Annotated in this window: 17 protein-coding genes; 10 read left to right on the top strand and 7 right to left on the bottom strand. The window is 74.2% G+C overall.

From position 1 onward, the window contains the following. The first annotated feature begins 347 nt into the window (after positions 1-347). The 9 genes from ABEA77_RS06195 (at position 348) to ABEA77_RS06155 (ending at position 9,543) form a co-directional block, all read left to right on the top strand. On the top strand, positions 348-1,670 hold the full coding sequence (locus ABEA77_RS06195; protein WP_345642320.1) for a hypothetical protein: 1,323 nt from the start codon (positions 348-350) through the stop codon (positions 1,668-1,670). Between the two features lie 83 nt (positions 1,671-1,753). Beyond that, entirely contained in the window at positions 1,754-2,179 is a 426-nt protein-coding gene (locus ABEA77_RS06190) for a phage tail protein (protein ID WP_345642317.1), read from the top strand. A gap of 48 nt (positions 2,180-2,227) precedes the next feature. Next, on the top strand, positions 2,228-2,950 hold the full coding sequence (locus ABEA77_RS06185) for a CIS tube protein (RefSeq protein WP_345642314.1): 723 nt from the start codon (positions 2,228-2,230) through the stop codon (positions 2,948-2,950). Next, complete coding sequence (locus ABEA77_RS06180; RefSeq protein ID WP_345642311.1) at positions 2,950-4,776, top strand: VgrG-related protein; 1,827 nt, start codon at positions 2,950-2,952, stop codon at positions 4,774-4,776. Before ABEA77_RS06185 ends, ABEA77_RS06180 begins: the two co-directional genes overlap by 1 nt. A 90-nt stretch (positions 4,777-4,866) precedes the next feature. Beyond that, positions 4,867-5,187 carry a PAAR domain-containing protein gene (locus tag ABEA77_RS06175; RefSeq protein WP_345642309.1) on the top strand — a complete coding sequence of 107 codons (321 nt, stop codon included), beginning with the start codon at positions 4,867-4,869 and terminating at the stop codon, positions 5,185-5,187. Further along, complete coding sequence (locus tag ABEA77_RS06170) at positions 5,184-5,606, top strand: GPW/gp25 family protein (RefSeq protein WP_345642306.1); 423 nt, start codon at positions 5,184-5,186, stop codon at positions 5,604-5,606. Before ABEA77_RS06175 ends, ABEA77_RS06170 begins: the two co-directional genes overlap by 4 nt. After that, on the top strand, positions 5,606-7,567 hold the full coding sequence (locus tag ABEA77_RS06165) for a putative baseplate assembly protein (RefSeq protein ID WP_345642304.1): 1,962 nt from the start codon (positions 5,606-5,608) through the stop codon (positions 7,565-7,567). Before ABEA77_RS06170 ends, ABEA77_RS06165 begins: the two co-directional genes overlap by 1 nt. Further along, positions 7,564-8,127 carry a phage tail protein gene (locus tag ABEA77_RS06160; protein WP_345642301.1) on the top strand — a complete coding sequence of 188 codons (564 nt, stop codon included), beginning with the start codon at positions 7,564-7,566 and terminating at the stop codon, positions 8,125-8,127. The genes ABEA77_RS06165 and ABEA77_RS06160 overlap by 4 nt, the downstream gene beginning before the upstream one ends. Before the next feature lie 711 nt (positions 8,128-8,838). Continuing rightward, entirely contained in the window at positions 8,839-9,543 is a 705-nt protein-coding gene (locus tag ABEA77_RS06155) for an NADase-type glycan-binding domain-containing protein (protein WP_345642298.1), read from the top strand. 23 nt (positions 9,544-9,566) lie between these two features. Here ABEA77_RS06155 and ABEA77_RS06150 read toward each other — a convergent pair whose 3' ends face one another. From ABEA77_RS06150 to ABEA77_RS06125, 6 genes are all read right to left on the bottom strand, one after another. Beyond that, entirely contained in the window at positions 9,567-10,226 is a 660-nt protein-coding gene (locus ABEA77_RS06150; RefSeq protein WP_345642296.1) for a GntR family transcriptional regulator, read from the bottom strand. 93 nt (positions 10,227-10,319) lie between these two features. Then, the gene (locus ABEA77_RS06145; RefSeq protein WP_345642293.1) at positions 10,320-11,636 is read right to left on the bottom strand and encodes an Nramp family divalent metal transporter; all 1,317 of its coding nucleotides are present in this window, start codon (positions 11,634-11,636) and stop codon (positions 10,320-10,322) included. 37 nt (positions 11,637-11,673) lie between these two features. After that, positions 11,674-12,648 (bottom strand): PDR/VanB family oxidoreductase, encoded by a 975-nt coding sequence (locus ABEA77_RS06140; protein ID WP_345642290.1) that lies wholly within the window; start codon positions 12,646-12,648, stop codon positions 11,674-11,676. Positions 12,649-12,751: 103 nt separating this feature from the next. Beyond that, the gene (locus tag ABEA77_RS06135; RefSeq protein WP_345642287.1) at positions 12,752-13,297 is read right to left on the bottom strand and encodes a Rieske (2Fe-2S) protein; all 546 of its coding nucleotides are present in this window, start codon (positions 13,295-13,297) and stop codon (positions 12,752-12,754) included. Further along, positions 13,294-14,424: an amidohydrolase family protein gene (locus ABEA77_RS06130; RefSeq protein WP_345642284.1), complete on the bottom strand. Its 1,131-nt coding sequence runs from the start codon at positions 14,422-14,424 to the stop codon at positions 13,294-13,296. Before ABEA77_RS06130 ends, ABEA77_RS06135 begins: the two co-directional genes overlap by 4 nt. Before the next feature lie 3 nt (positions 14,425-14,427). Continuing rightward, the gene (locus tag ABEA77_RS06125) at positions 14,428-15,552 is read right to left on the bottom strand and encodes an amidohydrolase family protein (protein ID WP_345642281.1); all 1,125 of its coding nucleotides are present in this window, start codon (positions 15,550-15,552) and stop codon (positions 14,428-14,430) included. Between the two features lie 458 nt (positions 15,553-16,010). Here ABEA77_RS06125 and ABEA77_RS06120 point away from each other — a divergent pair, with 458 nt between their 5' ends. Beyond that, entirely contained in the window at positions 16,011-17,294 is a 1,284-nt protein-coding gene (locus ABEA77_RS06120) for an MFS transporter (protein WP_345642279.1), read from the top strand. 96 nt (positions 17,295-17,390) lie between these two features. Here ABEA77_RS06120 and ABEA77_RS06115 read toward each other — a convergent pair whose 3' ends face one another. Further along, positions 17,391-18,113: a GntR family transcriptional regulator gene (locus tag ABEA77_RS06115; protein WP_345642277.1), complete on the bottom strand. Its 723-nt coding sequence runs from the start codon at positions 18,111-18,113 to the stop codon at positions 17,391-17,393. Positions 18,114-18,198 lie beyond the last annotated feature (85 nt).

Here is an 18,198-nt window from a genome sequence, read left to right as displayed (position 1 = left end):
CCCCGGCCGCCGCAGCGCGTACGGCACGTGGCGGGGCGTCGGCGGACGGGCCGAGCGGCAGCACGTCCCACGGCCCCGCAGCCCACGGCGCCCGGGAGCACCGGCCCCCGGCGCCGCCCGGCGCCGGACCCGCCGGGGCATCGGGGGAGGCCACCCGGGGCGGCGGTGCGCCCCGGGGCGCCGGCGGCGGGCTGGCCGCACCGGTGGCCGCGCCCGCCCGCAGGGTGCGGCCCCGGCCCTCCGGGCGGTCGTTGACCGTCGCCCGCAGCACGGCGGTTCCGGTGCGCCGCATAGCCGCCGTACGCCCCGCGCCCGCCCCGGCCGGCGGCCTCCTTGACGCCGGGGCCGTGCGGGGACCCGACGCGCGGTCGGCCGCGCCACGCGCCGCCGGGCGGCCGCCGCTCGGCGAGCCGCTGGCCCAACTCCCGCCGACCGCCGTCGCGTTGCGTGCCGCCACGGACACGGCCCCGGACACCGCGTCCGTGCCGCCGCTGCCCGTCGCCCAGGGCCGTGCGGTCGACGCGTCCGACGCGTCCTCGACGCGGCAGGGCCCCGGGGACGACGCCGCTCCCCGGCCCTCGGGGCGCAGGCCACGCGCCGGGCTCGGCGCTCCCCTGGCGTCGCTCCCGCCCAGCGCCGGGCTGCCCGGCACCGGGAGGGCGGCCCCCGCCGCCCGTGGGCCCGCCCCGCGCGCGCCCGGCCCCGGCTCCCTGGGCGCGCCGTCCTCCGCGCCCACCGGACCCGCCCGCGCACCCCTGCTGGGCCGCGCCCCCGCCGCCGCGCGCCTCGGCGAGAGCGTGGCAGCGCCGGGCGCATCGGCTCCGCTCGTCCAGCGCCGCGCGTCGGCCCCGTACGACCCGCCCGCGCGGCAGCCGTCCCCGAGGCGGGCTTCCGCGTCCGGGCAGAACGGCGGCGGGCCGCGCCCCACCGCGCCTTCCGGGCGCCCCGCCCCCGTGGTCGTCGCCCGCGCCGTGCCCGGTGGCGCGCACCCCGGCCCGGCGCGCGCGCTCCGGCCGACCGTACGGCTCCTCGCGGCCCGGCCGCTCGCCGTCAGCACCGGCGCGGCGGGCGACATGGCACCGACCGCTCCGCCCGCTCCTGATCGCCCCGTCGTCGCGGCGCGCTGGCCCCGCGGGCCGGAACTCCCGCGCGCGAGCGGCACGGTGCCCGTCGTGCCCGCACCGGCAGGTGCCCCGCCCCGCGTGCAGCGCGCGAGCGCCGCGCCTGCGCCCCGCGTCGTACGCCCCGCCCCCGCCACGGGGGGACCGCCCACGGCGGCGCCGCGCCGCGCACTGCCCTTCACGCAGCCGCAGAGCCAACTCCCCACGGCCCAGCCGTCGTTCACCCCGGCGACTGGCTCCGGGGGCGCACCGCCCGCACCCGTCGCGCCCGTGGCCCGCCCTGCGCGGCGGGTCGTACAGCGGGACACCGGGTCCGCGCAGGGCGGCGGGAGCGGTACGGGCTCGGCGGCCACCCGATCCACGGCGACCAGCACCGCGGGCACCGCGGTGTCCGCGGGCACGCAGACACCGCCGGCCCCCGCCGGCGCCACGGGTGCCGACCTGGACGACCTGGCCCGCCGGCTGATCGACCCGGTGTCCCGTCTGCTGCGCTCCGAGTTGCGGCGCGGCCGCGAGCGCACGGGCAGTCCGGGCGACCGCCGCCGCTGAGCAGGGGGAGCCGACGGGAAGCACACGGGGGACGCACGGAGACCGGACGGGCAACGCAGAAGGAACGGACGGCGGACAGAGGCATGACGGACAACATCTTCGCGACGAGCGTGTTCTTCCGGCTGGCCATCGGCGGCAACGACCTGGGCGCGTTCCACACCTGCTCAGGCATGGGCGCGGAGGTCCAGCTCGAAAGCTACGCCGAGGGCGGGAACAACGGCTTCACCTGGCAGCTCCCCGGGCGCGTCACCTGGTCGAACATCACCCTGACGCGGCCCGTCACGGCCGACACGGCGAAGATCGGCCGCTGGCTGGACGAGACGCTGCGCAAGGTCGAGCCGAAGGACGGCGAGATCGTGGCGCTGCGGCCCGACCTGAGTCAGATCATCAGCTGGCAGGTCTACGGCATCGTCCCGGTGCGCTGGCAGGGGCCCTCGTTCGACCCGGCCAACTCGGCGCCCGCGACGGAGACCCTGGAGATCGCGCACGAGGGCCTGTCGCCCTCGTGATCCGCGCAAGCCGCGTCCGCCCCCACTCGTCTGAGAGGAACACCCGCCATGTCCCCAGCGGTCCGAGCCGGCCGGGCCAGGGCCCAGCTCACTCTCAAGGAGCCGCCCGCCTCGGTCGGCGCCAGGCCGGGCGGCACGATCGCGCGGTTGAACCTCCAGTTCAACCCGTCGACGCTGTCGCTCAGCAAGTCCACCGAGTGGCGGCGCACGCCTTCCAGGACCGCGGCGGAGTCGGCGCTGCCTGAGTTCGTCGGCAGCGGCCCGCGCAGGCTGAGCCTCGACGTCTTCCTCGACGCCACCGCCAGGCACGACGACTCGGTGGAGCAGGCGGTGGACACCCTGATGAAGGCGTGCGTGCCCACTCCGGCGAGCCTGGGGCGCAAGAAGCCCGCGAGTCCCTGGGTGCGGTTCGAGTGGGGTTCCGCGCGCACCACGTCGTTCGACGGGGTGCTGTCGAGCCTCTCGGTGTCGTACACGCTGTTCGACGTGGACGGGAAGCCGCTGCGCGCGACCTGTTCACTGTCCATCGAGGAGGCGAGCGTCGACCCGCCGGGGCAGAACCCCACCTCGGGGTCGCGCACCGCGCGCAGTACGCACACGGTCGTCGCGGGCGACAGCCTCGCCCTGCTGGCGTGGCGGGAGTACGGGGACGCCACCGCGTGGCGGGCCATCGCGGAGGCCAACGGCATCGACGACCCGATGGCCCTGGCACCCGGCACCGAACTCGTGGTGCCGGGTGCCAGGGACGCGTGGGACGAGGAGGACGCCTGATGACGACACCCGAGGCGCGCGACGGGCGGTCGTTCGCGGCCGACCCCGTCGTCGAGGCTCCCGGCGAGCTGCCGCCGGTCTGGGCGGCGCAGCTGGTCAGCTGTGTGGTGGACGAGAACGTGGGGCTGCCGGACATGGCGGTGCTCTCCTTCCGGGACGCGGACCACGAGTTCCTCGACGCGACGGGGATCACCATCGGCACGCCGCTGCGGGTCTCAGTGGTGACCGTGAAGGGGCGCTCCCGCGAGCGGCTGTTCAACGGCGAGGTCACAGCGCTCGAACTGGACCGGGACAGCACCGGCACGTTCACCGTCGTACGGGCGTTCTCCAGGACGCACCGCCTGCAACGCGGCCGCAAGGTAGTGGCGTACCGGAACATGACGACCGCCGAGATCGTCCGCAAGGTGGCGACGGGCGCCGGGCTCGCCGTGGGCAGGGTGGAGGCCCCGGCCGTCACCCACCGGCAGCTCTCGCAGGCCAACGTGTCGGACTGGGACTTCCTCCAGTACCTCGCGGGAGAGTGCGGCGCGCTGGTGCGGGTGGACGACAAGGGTGTGCTGCAGTTCACCAGGCCGGTGCGGGCGGCCGGGGCGCCCGCACCGTCGACGCCCGCGACCAGCAGCCCGATGGTTCTGGAGTACGGACGCAACCTGCTGGCGCTGCGGGCCGCGCTGACGACGGCCGACGCGGCGTCGAAGGTGCAGGTGCGCGGCTGGGACGTGACGACCAAGCGGCCGCTGGTCGCGGAGCAGGCGTCGATGGTCAGCGGCACGGTGGTGCCGGGCCTCAGTCCCACGTCCGTCAACCGGTTCGGGAAGGAGACGCAGATCACCGTCACCGACACCCCGTACCGCACGCTGGCGGAGACGACGGCGGCGGCGCGGGCGACGGCCGAGCAGGTGGCGGCCGGGTACGGCGAGCTGGAGGCCGTCGTGGAGGGCAACCCGCTGCTGCGCGCGGGCCGGCCGATAGCGCTCGGCCGGGTCGGTACGGCGTTCTCCGGGCGGTACACGGCGACGGCCGTGCAGCACGTCCTCGAACCGCACGGCGGCTACCGGACCACCGTGTGCGTCAGCGCGAGCCCCGACCGCTCGCTGACCGGCCTGGTCACCGGGGCCAACGCGCCCGGCAGGGGCCCGCGCGTCCCCGGCCTCGCGATCGGGGTGGTGACGGACGTGCGCGAGGAGCCCGCGGGCTCGGACCGGGGCGCGGTCCGCCTCAGGTTCCCCTGGCTCGACGACACGTACATCACGGACTGGGTCCGCACGGTGCAGTGGGGCGGCAAGGGCGGGGGCGGTGTGGTCAGCCCCGAGGTCAACGACGAGGTGCTCGTCGGGTTCGAGCAGGGGCTGCTCGACAGCCCCTATGTCATCGGCGGGCTCTACAACGGTGTGGACAAGCCCTCGCCGCACGACGTGCCGCTGGTCGACAAGACGAGCGGAAGGGTCAACCGCCGTTCCGTGGTGTCGCGTTCCGGCCACCGGGTGGAGCTGCTCGACGCACCGAACCCGGGCCCTTCCGGGCTGCGTCTGATGACCGGCGACCAGCGCCTCCAGGTGCGCCTCGACGACCGGGAGGACCGCGTCGAGGTGACCGTGTACCGGTCCCCCGGCCAGGTCGCGACCTCCCTCGTCCTGGACAAGGACGGCATCACCCTGGACGCGGGGCGGGGTGCCGTGAACATCAAGGGGCGCAGGGTGAACATCGCGGGGCAGTCGTCGGTCAACGTCACCGGCCGCAAGGTGGGGGTCGTCGGGCGGACCGAGGCGTCTGTCGACGGCGGGCTGGTCGGCATCCTCAAGGCGCAGCTCGTGAGAATCAATTGAGCCCGCCCGTGGTGTCCGCCCGCCGCGCCGGGCGCCGTGGCCCCGGCCCCGCGGCCCCGCCGTCCCGTACCCGCCGCACAAGGAGTGTCGATGCCCGAAGCAGTCCGTACCGGTGACCCCACGAACCACGGCGGCCGGATCACCACGCCGCCGCCCCCGGCCGCGGCGGCCGTGGAGAGCGTCCTCATCGGCGGCCGGCCCGCCGCCGTCGAGGGCAGTCTGCACGTCTGCCCGATCGTGCCGCACGCGGCGCTCGGCCCGGCCAATGTCATCCTGCCCAACCTCGCGGCCCTGGCCCGTGGCGCAGTCCTCATCGGCGGGCTGCCGGCCGCGCGGAGGGGCGACAAGACGGCGTGCGGCGCCCAACTCCTCCCCGGGGACCTCACAGTGGAGATCGGAGGCCCGCTGTGAGCGAGCGGTTCATCGGACGCGGCTGGGCGTTCCCCCTGCGCGTCGGGCCGACCGGGGGCATCGCCATGGTCGAGCGGGCCCGGGAGATCGAGGAGGCGATCCGCCTGGTGCTCGGCACGGCGCCGGGCGAGCGGCCGATGCGGCCGGAGTTCGGCTGCGGCATCCACGACTACGTCTTCGCGCCCGGCGACGGCGCCACCGCGGGGCGGATCGCGCAGCAGGTGCGCGAGGCGCTGGAGCGGTGGGAGCCGCGGATCGCCGTGGACGACGTCGTCGTCGCCTTCGACTCGGTGGACGCGGGCACGCTCTACATCGACGTGCGCTACACCGTGCGCACCACCAACGACCGGCGCAACCTGGTGTTCCCCTTCTACACGATCCCCTCGGACGAGGGGACCGAGGAAGCGGTGGGCGACTGATGGCCCTGCCCTCCCCCAATCTGGACGACCGGCGCTTCCAGCAGCTCGTCGACGAGGCGAAGCGGTACGTGCAGCAGCGCGCGCCCGAGTGGACCGACCACAACGTCTCGGACCCCGGCGTGACCCTGATCGAGACGTTCGCGTATCTCGTGGACCAGCTGCTGTACCGGCTCAACCGGGTGCCGGACAAGAACTACCTCGCGTTCCTGGACTTGTTGGGCATCGAGCTGTTCCCGCCCGCGGCCGCGAGCGCCGAGGTGGACTTCTGGCTCTCGGCCCCGCAGCCGGACACGGTGGCACTGGCCGCAGGCACCGAGGTCACCACGGCGGCCGGGGAGGACGAGGAGGCCGTGGTGTTCGCGACTACCGGCGAACTGAGTGTCGTTCCCAGTGAGTTGACGCGCCTGGTGACCGCGCCGCGCCGCGGCGAGCAGACCGACAGGACGGGGGCGCTCGCGGACGGCGCGGACGTGCCGTGTTTCCAGGCGGCTCCCGAGCCGGGCGACGCGCTGCTGTTCGGGCTGCCGACCGCCGCTCCGCGCTGCATCGTCGCGGTGCGTGTCGACAGCCGCGTCGAGGGCGTCGGCGTCGATCCGCGGCAGCCGCCGCTGGTGTGGGAGGCGTGGGACGGCGGGCGGTGGCAGCGGTGCGAGACGGGCGAGGACTCCACCGGCGGCCTGAACCGGCCGGGCGAAGTCATCGTGCACGTACCCGCGGGACACACCGCCTCGGTGATCGGCGGCACCCGCGCGGGCTGGCTGCGCTGCCGGGTCGTCGAACCCGAGCCGGGCCAGCCGTTCTACTCCGAGTCGCCGACGGTGCGCGAGGCGGCGGTGTTCACCGTGGGCGGCACGATGACGGCGGAGCACGCGGAGACGGTGGTGGACGTGCCGCTCGGCACGTCGGAGGGCGTGCCGGGTCAGGTGTTCCGGCTGGAGCGGCCCCCTGTGCTGCTCGACGGGGAGCCCCCGGTGGTGGAGGTGTCCTCGCCCGAGGGATGGCGGCGGTGGAGCGTCGTGGACCACTTCGGGCGCTCGGGCCCCGGGGACCGGCACGTCCATGTGAACCCCGCCACGGGCGAGTTCACCTTCCCGCCCGCGCTGCGCGAGGCCGACGGCACGCTGCGGGTCTGCGGGGACGTGCCGCCGAAGGGCGCCCAGGTGCGGGTCGCACGCTACCGCACCGGCGGCGGCCCCGCGGGCAATGTCGCGCGGGGCGCGATCAACGTGCTGCGCAGCTCCGTACCGTACGTGGCGCGGGTCGGCAACCGGGAGGCGGCCCAGGGCGGTGTCGCGGGCGAGACCGTCGCCAACGCGAAGCTCCGGGCGCCGCAGGCGCTGCGGATGCAGGAGCGCGCGGTGACCGCCGAGGACTACGAGATCATCGCCCGCCGCGCGGCGCCCTCGGTGCGCAGGGTCCGCTGCCTGCCGGCCGCCGACGCTCCCGGCGCCGTCCGGGTCCTCGTAGTGCCGGACGCGGTCGCCGACGAGGGCGACGACCGGCTGCGCTTCGAGCAGTTGATCCCCTCGGACCACGTGCTCGCCGCGATCGCCGAGGCCCTGGACGAGCGGCGGCTGATCGGCACCAGGCTCGTCGTGGAACCGCCCGTCTACCAGGGCGTCACCGTCGTCGCCCGGCTCTCCGCGCCCGCAGGGGACGCCGACCGGATCCGGGAGGCGGCGCTTGCCGCGCTGTTCCGCCATCTCAACCCGCTGCACGGCGGGGCGGACGGCGCGGGGTGGCCGTTCGGGCGGCCCGTGCAGTACGGGGAGGTGTTCGGGGTGCTGCAACGCGCCGTCGGGGACGTGCTGGTGGAGGACATCAGGATGTTCGCCGCCGACCCGGTCAGCGGGCGGCGCGGCGCACCCGTCGACCGCGTCGACATCGGCGCGGGCACGCTGGTCTTCTCGTACCAGCACCAAGTGGTCGTCACCGCGGTGGAGTCGGGGGACGGCGCATGAGCAGGGCCGCGGTTCCCGGGCTGGCGAGCCGGTACCCCATCGGTGGGCAACTCCCTGCGCTGTACGCCGAGGACGACTTCGCGCAGCGGTTCACGGCCGGGCTCGACACAGTGCTCGCACCGGTGTTCGCGACGCTCGACAACCTGCCCGCGTACTTCGATCCCCGGATCGCGCCGGCGGACTTCGTCGCGTGGCTGGCCTCGTGGGTGGGTGGCTCAGACGACGAGCGCAGGCCGCTTGAGCTGCGGCGCGAGGCCACGGTGCGGGCGCTTGAGCTGCACCGGCGGCGTGGCACGGCCCGCGGCCTCACCGAGGCGCTGCGGCTGGTGCTCGGCGTCGGCGCGGACGTCACCGAGGGCGGGGCCGCGGCCTGGTCGCGCACGGCGGGCGCCGCGCTGCCGACCGCGCCGGACGACGAGGTGCTCGTACGGGTCTGGCCCGAGCGCGTGGACGCCGTCGACGCCGACCGGGTGGGCGAACTGGTCCGGGCGCTGTGCCCGGTGCACACGGCGTTCCGGGTGGAGGTTCTGCCGGGACCGCCCGTCGATGACGGAAGGTGAGCCATGCGCGAGTGCCCTGTCTGCGGGGCGTCCAACGGGGAGACGGACGACTTCTGCGGCAACTGCGGCAGTTACCTGGGCTGGTCGGACCAGTCGCCGGCCGGCGGGCCGCGGCGGGCGGCCGCGGGCCCGCCACCGGACTCCGCGCCCGAGGCGGCGGCCGGTGCCCCCGCGTCCCCGGAGGCGCCCCCGCCCGCGCAGGCCGGAAGCCCGTTCGGCGCACCGCCGCGTGCGGAGGCGGACCGCGCGTCGGGACCGCGTCCCGGCGCCGGGGCCGCGCACCCGTCCGGCACGCCCCCGCGCCCGGACCGTCCGCCCACGACGGCCTCCGGAACACCCTCGCTCCGAGACGCTCCCCCCGCACCGCCTCCCGGCACACCCCCACGGCCGTCCGGCCCGCCGCCGCGCCCGGACGGCCCGCCCGCACCGCCGCGGCCGGTGTCCGGAGGCCCGGCCGCCGGGGCGGTGCGCCCTCTCACGCCCCACCCCCCGGGGGCCGGCGACTCGGCGGCGGGCGTGCCGCGCACCGCGGAGTCCACGGGTGGCGCCACCGCGTCCTCCGCCCCGCGCACCGGGGTTCACCCCGCCGCCCCCGGGGGCGGCGCCACGCCGCAGGCCGGGGCGCAGCGCCCCGTGGGGCCGCAGCCGGTGAAACCCGCCAAGGCGGTGGCGCCCCGCCCCGTGGTGCGTCCCGTCCCTGCCGAGGAGGACGTGTCCGGCACGCCGTGCCCGGTGTGCGGCACCCTCAACCAGCCCGGCCGCCGCTTCTGCCGCCGCTGCGCGGCCCGCCTCACACCCGAGGCGGCACCGGCTCCTCTGCCGTGGTGGCGCAGGGTGTGGCCGCTGCGCCGGCGGCGCGCCCGGGCGGGCTCCGGCCGGCTGGTGCGGGCGCTGGTGATCCTCGCCGTCGTCCTCGTCCTGGCCGCGGCGGCCGTCCTCCTGCTGCCCGCGGGGCGCGGGCTGTTCGAGGACACCCGGGACAAGCTCGGCGGAGTCAGGTCCGTGACCCCGACCGCCGTCAGGGCCACCGCCGAGTTGCCGGGGCACCCGGCGACCCGCACCGTCGACGGACTCAGCAACCGCTACTGGGCGGCGCCCGCCGCGGGCGCGTCCGTCACGTACACCTTCGCCAAGCCGTTCCGTCTGGTGAACCTGCTCATCACCAACGGCGCCTCCGCGTCGGCCCAGGGGTACGCCGGGCAGGGGCGCGCGCTGGAGATCGACGCGGAGGTGACGACGAGTGGCGGACGGGTGGAGCACCAGCGGCTCACCCTGAGCGACAAGCCGGGCTCGCAGCCCATGCAGGAGGGCATCAGCGACGTCACGCGGATCCGTCTCACGCTGAACAACCCCGTCGGCCTGACCCGCGGCCGCCATCTGGCCCTCGCCGAGGTGGAGTTCTTCCAGCGCACCTGACCCCGCGCCCGGCCCGCGCCCCGTCAGTGGCGGTACGCCCAATCGAGGTGGGCGCGGAGCGCGGGCGCGAACGCCTCGTGCTCCGAGGACTCGATGATGCGGATCAGCTCCTCGTGTTCGCGCAGCACGGGAGGGAACTGCTCGGGCCCCGGCCCCAGCGCGTGGATGCTCATACGGCGCTGGCGGTCGGCCAGGGTCGCGTAGAAGTCGATCAGCAGCGCGTTGCGGCCCGCGCCGACGATCAGCCGGTGGAACGCCTCGTCCGCCTGGATGAACTTCCCCAGGTCCCCGGTCTCGGCCCGGGCCCGCTGCACCTCCAGGGCGGCGCGCAGCTGCTGGACGACGCGCGGGATGTCGTCGGGCCTGCCGCCCAGCCTGCGCACCGCCGCGGTCTCGACCGCCTCGCGCGCGTCGAGGACGTCCTCCGCCTCCCCGCGTTGCACGGGGACCACGACGGCGCCGCGCCGGGGCATCAGCCGCAGCAGCCCCTCCGTACGCAGCCTGATGAACGCCTCGCGCACCGGTGTGCGACTCATGCCGAGGCGTTCCGCGATGTCGCCCTCGGTCAGGAAGTGGCCCCCGGGGAACTCCCCGTTGAGCACCAGCTCCTTCGTCTCGCTGTACGCGCGCTCGGCCGCGGGGACCTCCCGTGTGCCGTGGCCGCCGGTCACGTCTCGCTCCATGGGTTCCGCCGTTCGTCGGGTCGGCTCGCTGCGGCCGGCCTCCGTCTGTGTGGGTGAGGGGTGCTCGGGTGGTTGGTGCGGGGCGCGCGGCGGTCAGCCGCCGGCCCACTGCCGTGCGATCAGGAAGACGTTCAGCGCGCTGACCACGCAGACCACGGCCCAGGCCGCGGTCTTGGCCACGGCTCCGCTCGCGTAGGGACCCATGACGTCCCGGCGCGAGGTCAGCAGGACGAGGGGGACGAGCGCGAAGGGGATGCCGAAGGACAGGACGACCTGGCCCAGCACGAGCACGGCGGTCGCGTCGGCGCCCGAGGCAAGGACCGCGAGCGCGGGCACCATGGTGACCAGGCGCCGGATCCCCGGGGACAGCCGCAGCCCGGTGAAGCCCGACATGACGACCTGTCCCGCGTATGTCCCCACCCCTGCGGAGGAGAGGCCGGAGGCGAGAAGTGCGACGGCGAACACGGCCGCGGCCGCCGGGCCGAGGAGCCGGCCGAGCGCGTGGTGCGCCGCCTCCAGGTCGGTGATCCCTTCGAGCCCCGGTACGTGGAAGAGGCGCGCGGCGACGGCGAGCATCGCCATGTTGACGGCTCCCGCGAGCCCCAGCGCCACGAGCACGTCCACGCGCTCGCCGCGCAGCACCCGCCCGGTCGGTGTGCCGCGCAGCGCCGCCGCCCGGGCGGATGTGAGGCCCGAGTGCAGGTACACGGCGTGCGGCATGACGGTCGCGCCGACGATGCCCACCGCGAGGTACACCGAGTCGCCGCCGCTCAGGGAGGGCAGCAGCCCGTGCAGCACGTCGGAGGCCGGGGGACGCACACGTGCCACCTCGTAGGCGAAGCCCGCGAAGACCACGGCGAGCAGGGCGATGATGCCGCCTTCGAACGCGCGCCGGCCCCGGGACTGGAGCGCGAGCAGGCCGAGCGCCACAACACCGGTCAGGAGTCCGGCGGGAAACACGGGGACGCCGAGCAGGAGGTGCAGGCCGATGGCGGCGCCGAGGAACTCGGCGACGTCGGTGGCCATCGCCATCGCCTCGGCCTGGATCCACAGGCCGTGCGCCACGGGCCGCGGGCAGCGGGCGCGGACCAGCTCGGGGAGGGTGCGTCCGGTGACCGTGCCGAGCTTCGCCGACAGGTACTGCACGGGCATCGCGCACAGGCTCGCGCAGAGGACGACCCACAGCAGGAGGTAGCCGTACCGGGCGCCCGCCTGGATGTTGGTCGCGTAGTTGCCCGGGTCGAGGTAGGCCACCGACGCGACGAACGCCGGCCCGACCACGGCCGGCAGAGTGCCGAGCCGGCCGCGTCGTCCGCGTCTTCCGCGGGTACGTGCCTCGGGTCGCGCCGCACCGCCCGTACCCGGTTCCGGCACCGTGTCCGCACCCGGGCCGCCGCTCTCCGTCCCCATGGCAGGTCCCGCTCCTTTCCGCCGGTGCGGCGGGCGCTCAGAGGTCAAGGACCAGGACGTCGCCGAGGGCACGTGAACAACACACCATCATGACCTCGCCGGAGTCCTTCTCCTGCGGTGTGAGGAACGAATCGCGGTGGTCGGGGGTGCCTTCGAGCACGACGGTCTCGCAGGTGCCGCAGGTGCCTTCCCTGCACGAGGTGGGCACCCGCACACCGGCCTCCTCCAGCACGTCGACGACGCTGCGGTCGGCCGGGACGGTCAGTTCGAGTCCCGACTCCTCCAGCACCACCTGGAAGGGTGTGTTCCGTCCGTCGAGCGCGCCTGCCCTCGGCCGGAAGCGCTCGACGTGCAGGGCGCCCTCGGGCCAGTGGGCGCAGGCGCCTTGGACGGCGTCGAGGAGGGGGCGCGGTCCGCAGCAGTACACGGCCGTGTCGTCGCGCGCCTCGGCGAGCAGGGTGCCGAGGTCGATGAGTCCCCTGGTGTCCTGGGGCCAGAGTTCCACCCGCGGGCCGTACCCGGCGAGGTGCCCGGTGAAGGCCATGGAGGCGGCGGTGCGTCCGCCGTAGACGAGGCGCCAGGGCCGTCCCGCCGCCTCGCAGGCCGCGGCCATGGGGAGGAGGGGTGTGATGCCGATCCCTCCGGCGATGAACAGGTACGCGCCGGCCTCCACCAGGGGGAAGTTGTTGCGCGGTCCTCGGCAGGTGAGGTGGTCGCCGACGGTGAGTTTCTCGTGCACGTACTGGGAACCGCCGCGGCTCTCCGGCTCCCGGAGCACGGCGACCCGCCAGCCGCCGGTGTCCTCCGGGTCGCCGCAGAGTGAGTACTGCCGTTCCATGCCGGGCGAGAGGAGGAGGTCGATGTGGGCGCCCGGCTCCCAGGCCGGCAGCGGGCCGCCGTCGGCCGCGGCCAGCCGGACGGAGACCACGCCGTCGGCCTCGGTGGCGATGCCGGTCACCACCGTTCGGGTCTCGGCCAGGGCGGACGAGGCGGTTGTCTTCGCGTGTGCCATCGGTGCCATCCGTACGTGAGAGAGGGGGCGGGGCGTCCTGCCGGGCCGGGGGCGCCGGTGCGGTCGGCGCCGCGCGCCGGCCCGGCAGGGGCGAGGGGGCCGGCTACGCGCGGCCGGCTTCGGCGTGGGGCGCCGGGGCGCCCGGTCCCCCGCCTCCCTCGCCCGGGGTGCGCTCCCGGTGCCGGCGGGTGCCCGGCCTGCGCCTGCTGGTGTCGACGACGACCAGGTCGCCCTCCAGCGTCACGGCGTAACCCTCCATCACGTAGGGGCCCTTCTGGGGTCCGCCCGCGGGGTCGACAACGTCCTCGGGGGATCCGGGGACGACCTCGACCTCGTACTTGCGCACCCGCGCGCCGCGCGGGTCGTACCAGGACTCCCCCGTCCTGATGTCGTACTCCCACTGGTGCCAGGGGCAGCGCAGGGAGCGCCCTCGTTCGTACACGATCGAGCCGTCGGGCACCTCTGCCTTCGACACACCGAACACCGTGCCGTAGGAGCAGAGTTCGGCGCCCGCGTGCGGACACTGGTTGAGCAGGGCGTAGTACTCGCCCTCGACGTTGAACACGCCGACGGAGCGGCCCTCCAGCTCGACGATCTTCCGTTCGCCCTCGCCGATCTCGGTGGACGTGGCCACCACGTACTTGGTCATCGGTCCGTGACCTCCAGGCCGAAGAAGCGCTGCCCGTTCGTGCGCAGCAGCTTGTCCCGCAGCTCGTCGGGGAAGCTGTGCGGGAAGACCGTCTCCGGCGAGTCGAAGTCGAAGTGGGGGTAGTCCGAGGCGAAAAGCACGTTGTCGGGGCAGAACTCCTCGATCAGTTCCGCGAGGTGCTCCGGGTTCTCCGGCTCGTCGATCGGCTGGGTGGAGGCCCAGACGTGGTCGCGGACGTACTCGGACGGGCGGCGCTGGAGGTCGGGGACCTCGCTGCGCAGATTGGCCCAGTGGTAGTCGAGGCGTTGCACGAGGGGGACGAAGTGCGCCACGTTCCCCTCGACGAACATCACCTTCAGGTCGGGGAACCGATCGAAGGTGCCGCTCAGGATGAGGCTGAGGATCTGCGACTGGAAGCTCTGGACGTGCCCGACGTGGTATTCGGTGTGGTACGAGGTCCAGCCGGTGCCCGTGTTGGGGTTGCCGCCGCCCTGTGACAGGTGGAACTGGATCGGCAGCCCGTGCGCGACGGCCGCCTCGTAGATCGGCCAGTAGCGCCGGTTGCCCAGCGGCTCCAGGGTCTTGCTCAGTCCGAGCACCGCGACGACCCCGGGGTCGGAGCCGACGCGTTCGATCTCCGCGACGGCGTACTCGGCGGTCTCGAACGGCACCGGGATGGCGGCGCGCAGCCGGGGCTCGGGGTAGACGAGGTGTTCGAGCTGCCAGTCGTTGATGGCGCGCACGAGGGCGTGGGCGAGTTCCTGGTTGAGCGCCTGGCTCGCCGGGTTGAGCGTCTGGCCGCCGGGGGCGATGCACTGGAGCACGCCGAGCTGCACGTTGTGCAGGTCGAGCAGCTGGTCGCGGATGAGTTTCAGGCTGGAGCCCGGGTAGCCGGTCTCCGGCCAGGCGTCGGCGCGCATCGCACCGCCGTACATCTGCGGGTATTCGCCGTTGTTCTGGAGGCCGTTGGTGGTGCGGGAGCCGTACTCGCGCACGTGCCTGCGCCAGCGCTCCGGCAGGTAGGAGTCGATGGCGCCCGGGAGCGGAACGGGGTGGATGTCGACGTCGATGACGCCGGTGTCGACCACGGGCCGGCCGAGGGTGGCGGGGTGTTCGAGGATGGTCATGCTTCAGGCCGCCTCTCCTGCGGTGGGGACAGAGAGCTGGTACAGGTCCCACGCGTTCTGCCGGTAGATCCGGTCGAGCAGCGCCGCGTCGCGGGTGCCGCCCTCGATGGCGCGGGGTGCGGTGTGGTGCTGGTGCGGGTAGTCACTGGAGTAGACGAGGAGTTCGTCGGAGCCCATCCGCTCGACGGTCTTGTCGAGGTTTCCCGCGAGTTCGGCGCCGTCCGACGGGCTGGTGGTGAACTTGACGTGTTCCCTGATCAGTTCGGACGGGGCCCGGTCGACCCAGGGGATGTCGGGCCGGTAACTCTTCCAGAGCTTGTCGAACTTCCAGAGGTAGGGCGGCAGCCAGTTGAAGCCGACCTCGGACACGACGATCCGGGTGCCGGGGAACTTCTGCAGGACTCCCTCGGAGACGATGGAACTGAGCTGCGCCTCCAGGTTGGACTGCTGGCCGACGTACCACTCCAGGTGGGTGGCCGGCCAGCCGACCGAGGTGGGGGCCTGCCGGAACACCCCTCCGATGTGGATCGCGACGGGCAGTCCTGCCCGCTCGGCGGCTTCCCAGATGGGCCAGTTGACCTGGCGTCCGTACAGCAGCTCGGACTGGCCGAGCAGCAGCACCTGGACGAAGCGCTTGTCGTGTGCCCAGTGCTCGATCTCGGCGGCCGCCGCCTCCGGTGTGCCCTGGGGCACCACGATGGAGGCCCGCAGCCGCGGGTCCAGGTCCAGCCACTCGCGGGCGATCCAGGAGTTGAGGGCGCGGGTGTGGGCCTGTTCGCGGCGCGGCTGGTGGATCTGCTGCACTCCGTAGAGGCAGTTGAGGATGGCGAAGTCGGCGAAGCCGTCCGCGAAGACGTCGCCGGTCAGGTCCTGGGGGCGGGTCGCGGCGCGGCCGTCGGGACCGGTCGCGGCGTCGGGGCGCTGGGCGATCGCCGAGCCGCGTGGATGGTAGTTGGGTTCGTACGACGGTGACAGCGCGGCGACCAACTGGTCGCCCCAGTACTCGTCGAGGTAGGGCAGGAGTGCGTCGGGCGAGGGGAGTACGGGGTGGACGTCGCAGTCCACCACGGCCGGCCGGGTGCCCTGCGGCACGGTCCTCGTTTTGTCGATCACGGCGTTCTGGGCCATCGGTGTGTACGCCACCTTTTCTTCGGACGTGGGGCGGGAGTTGACGGAGGGGAGGCTCCGGTGGATGGGAAGGCGGGCGCGAAGACGTCAGTGTGACGGGCGTGTTGCGCCGGAGTACCGGCTCCCGGACAGCGCGGGGAGCCGTTCGACCAGGGGCGGTGCTGCGGTTCAGGAGGGCCTGCGGCCCTGATCCGCCGAGGAGTTCGAGGCCGGATGCTCTGAGCTGGGACGATCGACAGGTCTTTCGGCTGCATTCATTGACGACGTCCGCATCCGTTGTTAGCTTCATCGCTCGTGGATCCAGAGTCCAGGATACATACAGGTTAATTTTCCACAAGGGATACAGCGCAACACAACAGCGGTCGACGAGAACCCCGCGAACGGTGGCCCATCAAGGGAGCTGAACTGCCGTGTCACACACCGAACGACCCGCACCACACGCCGCACCACCCTCCGGAGTGCCGAACGCCCGCTGGCGCCGCACCGGCCTCCTCCTCTTCCTCGTGTACTTCACCGCGTTCGCCGAGCGCGCCAACGTGAGCGTCGCGGCGCCCTCCGTCTCCGAGCAGCTGCACCTCACCGGGGCGGCGACCGGAGTCATCCTGTCCGCCTTCTTCTGGGGCTACGTCGTCACCCAGGTCCCCGGCGGCTGGCTCGCGTCCAAGGCGAGTCCCAGCCGGATCATCGCGGGTTCACTGCTGGTCTGGGGCGTCACCGCCTTCGCCCAGGCATGGTCGGGCTCGGTCACACCGCTGATCGTCTCCCGTGTCTTCATGGGGCTCGCGGAGGGCGTCGTCTGGCCCGCGTTCGCCGTCCTGTTCGTCCGCTGGTACCCGGTGAACGAACGCGCCCGCGCCGCCGGGCTCTCCCTGCTCGCGCTGCCCGCCTCGTCCCTGGTGATGGCCCCTTCGGCCGGCTGGCTCATCCAGACCTGGAGCTGGCAGACGATGTTCATCGTCCAGGGCGTACCGGCCTTCGTCCTGGCCGCGGCCGTACTGCTGTTCCTCCGCGACAGCCCGGAGCAGGACCGGCGGCTCTCCCCCGCCGAGCGCACCTTCATCGTCGAGAACCGGGCCGCGCCCGACCCGGCCGCCCGGCGCCAGTCCGTGCTGCGGCCGCTGACCTCGCCGGTGGTGTGGGCGTGCAGCCTGGTGTACTTCCTGTGGCTGACCGGCTTCTACAGCTTCGGCCTGTGGCTGCCCACCGTGCTCAAGCAGCTCTCGTCGCGCGGCATGGAGGCGGTCGGCTGGCTCTCCGTCATCCCGTTCGCCGCCGCGGCCGCCGCCATGCTCCTCAACTCACGTGCCGCTGACCGCTCCAGCAGGCCCAAGGCCCACTTCGTGGTACCCGCCCTCTTCGTCGGCGCGGCCGCGCTGCTCGCCCAGCACGTCCTGCCGGCCGCCCTGCCGCTCCAGCTGGTGTGCCTGCTGATCACAGCGGTCGGCGTGTACGCGCCCTTCGGCCCGTGGTGGGCCTGGGCGCTGCAGTTCGTCCCGGCGGAGCAGGCAGGGCCCGTGACCGGTCTCGTCAATCTGTTCGGGAGCCTCGGCGGGCTGATCGGGCCGATCGTCGTGGGGGCCGCGTCCGACGGCGGGTCCGCACGCGGCGGACTGTACATACTCGGGTTCTTCCTGCTGGCGGGGGCGCTCGCGGCCCTCGCGGTCGAGCGGTTCGCCGCGCGACCCGCGCCCGCCACCACACCGGCACCCGTCATCGCGACCGCCCCGCTCAAGGAGGGGTGACCAGGCCTTCGGGCACTGCGGACCCCGGCCCGCGCGTACCGCGGGAAAGGCCGAGAAGAGGGGGAGGCGGCCGGCCGCCTCCCCCTCCCGCGCCGCTCAGGTCTCGTCGGGCGAGCTCGTCGGCATGGTCTGCGCGAGCTTGCTCGACGCGTTGCGCAGGTGGTGCAGGAGCAGCTGCTCGCCGTGGCCCGCGTCCCCCGCGCGCAGGGCCTCGGCGATCGCCTCGTGCTCGTCCCACGCGCCGGTGAAGACGTCCGTGATGTGCAGAGAGCGCACCATGCCGCGCTCCACGATGGACCAGACGGGCACCAGGGCGCGGCGGAAGTACTCGTTGCCGGTGGCGTCGAGTACGGCCATGTGGAACTCCCGGTCGGCGGCCAAAAGTTCGGCGGCGCCGTAGCCGGTGACGCGCGGCTTGTGGGTGGAGACCACCTGCTCGATCCGCGCCAGCCCGTCCGCGGGGCGCAGCTGGGCCACCCTGCGCACCGCGCGCGACTCGATCGCCTCGCGCACCTCGTAGACGTCCAGCAGGTCGCCCGGGGTCAGCGAGCGCACGGCGACGCCGCCTCCTGGCACCATTTCGAGCAGCCCCTCGGAGACGAGTTCGCTGATCGCCGTGCGTACCGGCATGCGGCTCACACCGAGCTGCTTCGCCACGGCGACCTGGTTGAGGCGGGTGCCCGAGGGGATCTCCTCCAGGCTGATCGCCAGCCGGAGCCGGTCGCGCACCGCGCGCACGAGAGCCGTCGTGTCGCGCGGCGGCAGCTCACCGAGAACGGGTTCGGTGCGATCGGTGAAATCGGCGTCCGGCCCGGACATCTGTCCGCCTCCCATGCGTCGGCTGTCCCGCCCGCACTTCCGTGCGGGCGGTCTGCCGACGATGATACGGCGACGACACCCTGGA

This window comes from Streptomyces tremellae (assembly GCF_039540215.1).
In the GTDB taxonomy this organism is placed as follows: Bacteria; Actinomycetota; Actinomycetes; order Streptomycetales; family Streptomycetaceae; genus Streptomyces; species Streptomyces tremellae.
This window is presented reverse-complemented; position numbering and strand designations above follow the sequence as displayed.

Coding starts and splice junctions, on each gene's coding strand:
- ABEA77_RS06115 (WP_345642277.1), bottom strand. CDS start 18,113: ATGTCCGGGCCGGACGCCGATTTCACCGATCGCACCGAACCCGTTCTC.
- ABEA77_RS06145 (WP_345642293.1), bottom strand. CDS start 11,636: ATGGGGACGGAGAGCGGCGGCCCGGGTGCGGACACGGTGCCGGAACCG.
- ABEA77_RS06180 (WP_345642311.1), top strand. CDS start 2,950: ATGACGACACCCGAGGCGCGCGACGGGCGGTCGTTCGCGGCCGACCCC.
- ABEA77_RS06185 (WP_345642314.1), top strand. CDS start 2,228: ATGTCCCCAGCGGTCCGAGCCGGCCGGGCCAGGGCCCAGCTCACTCTC.
- ABEA77_RS06125 (WP_345642281.1), bottom strand. CDS start 15,552: ATGGCCCAGAACGCCGTGATCGACAAAACGAGGACCGTGCCGCAGGGC.
- ABEA77_RS06175 (WP_345642309.1), top strand. CDS start 4,867: ATGCCCGAAGCAGTCCGTACCGGTGACCCCACGAACCACGGCGGCCGG.
- ABEA77_RS06150 (WP_345642296.1), bottom strand. CDS start 10,226: ATGGAGCGAGACGTGACCGGCGGCCACGGCACACGGGAGGTCCCCGCG.
- ABEA77_RS06140 (WP_345642290.1), bottom strand. CDS start 12,648: ATGGCACACGCGAAGACAACCGCCTCGTCCGCCCTGGCCGAGACCCGA.
- ABEA77_RS06160 (WP_345642301.1), top strand. CDS start 7,564: ATGAGCAGGGCCGCGGTTCCCGGGCTGGCGAGCCGGTACCCCATCGGT.
- ABEA77_RS06165 (WP_345642304.1), top strand. CDS start 5,606: ATGGCCCTGCCCTCCCCCAATCTGGACGACCGGCGCTTCCAGCAGCTC.
- ABEA77_RS06190 (WP_345642317.1), top strand. CDS start 1,754: ATGACGGACAACATCTTCGCGACGAGCGTGTTCTTCCGGCTGGCCATC.
- ABEA77_RS06130 (WP_345642284.1), bottom strand. CDS start 14,424: ATGACCATCCTCGAACACCCCGCCACCCTCGGCCGGCCCGTGGTCGAC.
- ABEA77_RS06135 (WP_345642287.1), bottom strand. CDS start 13,297: ATGACCAAGTACGTGGTGGCCACGTCCACCGAGATCGGCGAGGGCGAA.